A 1,797-nucleotide genomic window follows, 5' to 3' on the forward strand; every position below is an offset into this window, starting at 1 on the left:
CCTCCGCCCCCTCCTGACCGGTGTCCTAATCGGGACCGCGGCGGCGTGGCTCGAGAGCGGCCCTCTCGCGCGGTCGAGCCGGGCGCTCCCGCTGTGGGCGGCGCTGCTCACCCGGACGGTCGCCTACGCGATCGTGGTCGCGGCCGTGATGGTGCTGATGATCACCCTCGTCTCGTGGGTCGGGTTCGGAGCCGGACCGATGACCGTGCTGCGAGCGCCAGAGTTTCAAGCGCTCCTCAGCGCGGGGACGTTGGCTGCGTTCTTTACGCTCCTGCTCGCGGCCAGCTTCCTCATCAACTTCGGGCTCCAACTGCGACGCGTCCTGGGACCGGCAACACTGAGAGCGTTGTTCCTGGGCACGTACCGCCGTCCTCGACGCGAAGAGCGCGCGTTCGCCTTCCTCGACCTGACCGACTCGACGGCGTGGGCGGAACGCCTCGGCCCCCTCAAGTTCACCGACTTCAAAAACGACTTCTTCGCCGACGTCGCCGAGCCTGTCCTCGCGACCGGCGGGCGGATCGTGCAGTACGTCGGGGACGAGGTGATGGTGTCGTGGACGATGAAGCAGGCCGAGGAGACCGGGGCGCCGGTCGAGTTCTTCTTCCTGGTCGAGTCTCGGATCGCGGCCAACGCCGAGCGCTACCGCAAGCGGTACGGCGAGGTCCCGTCGTTCAAGGCGGGGCTCCACGGCGGTGAGGTGGTCACGGCGGAGGTCGGCGACCTCAAGCGCGACATCGTCCACTCGGGCGACGTGGTCAACACGGCGGCGCGCATCGAGGGCGAGTGCCGTCCTCGAGGTCGGCGACTTATCGCGTCGGCGTCGCTGGTGGCGCGGATGCCGGCCCTCGAGGCCGAGACGGAGGAACTGGGAGAGGTCTCGCTGCGGGGGAAGGCGGAGCCGGTGGGGCTGGTCGCGCTCTCGGCACGCGGGTAGCGCCCTCGAGGGCGATCGGTTCTAGGTGCGGGTCCGCCTTCTTGTGCAGAGTACGATCGCGTAGAATCACGGATTCAACCTTCTCCAGTCGACCTCGAGGTTGATTGAACCACCGGTCCTTACCGCGCCTGCCCTCGTTGTCCAAGCGATGATTCCGAGCGCGGTGGTTCGAAAACCGGTGTGGTTCCCTCTCCAAACTTGATCGGGTCGGCCGATTGGGCCTATGAATGCCAACTTGGACTACGCAATACTTCCAGGGACGAAACTCATCCTGGAACGCCTTAGCGGCCCGATATCCTACCTAGACCTCGTCTCGTTGACGGAGCAAGTCTGGAACGACGAGCTGTATGACAAGTCGTACAGTGCGATAATCGACATCAGGCACGCTTCTTTTGACATGGGCCCCTCGAGCCTAAAGTCGTTTGCGCGGTTGATCCTCGACTCCGAGTCTGCAAGTGAGGGGCAAGTCGCGGTCATTTCGAGCAAGCTAACTGAGACGGCATTGAGCTATTTGCTGGCCGAGAAGCTGACCAAGGGAGGGGTTGTATCCGTTTTCAGCACGTGGGAAGGCGTCGTCGCTCACCTCGGCTTGTCGGAGCCCGTGCGGATAGAGATCGCGGACGAGCGGGCGTACGACGCCATGTTCAACTGAGGCAGAGAAGCGTGGGGGTCCTGCGAGCGTTTGGTCGTCGCGCCAGATCGAGAGGGTCCTCGCTACGCTAGAAGCGCTGGCAGGCCACACCACGTTCGGGCTCTCGCCGCCGCTCTCGTGCGACCGGTGATGACCACGGGGCCACAGAATCCCTACTGCGCAACCGCTACGCCGCGACCAGGCCACCCGCCGCGAAGAAGTCCCGCAGCTC

2 protein-coding genes are annotated in these 1,797 nt (G+C 65.0%); both read left to right on the plus strand.

Going from position 1 to position 1,797, the window contains the following annotated elements; translation table 11 throughout:
• Positions 1-934 (plus strand): adenylate/guanylate cyclase domain-containing protein (locus WBA11_RS11080; protein ID WP_424520750.1); only part of this gene is annotated, 934 nt, incomplete at its 5' end.
• Between the two features lie 235 nt (positions 935-1,169).
• Entirely contained in the window at positions 1,170-1,586 is a 417-nt protein-coding gene (locus WBA11_RS11085; RefSeq protein ID WP_424520751.1) for a hypothetical protein, read from the plus strand.
• Positions 1,587-1,797: the final 211 nt, after the last annotated feature.

It is taken from the genome of Rubrivirga sp. (genome assembly GCF_049648075.1).
Lineage (GTDB): Bacteria > Bacteroidota > Rhodothermia > Rhodothermales > Rubricoccaceae > Rubrivirga.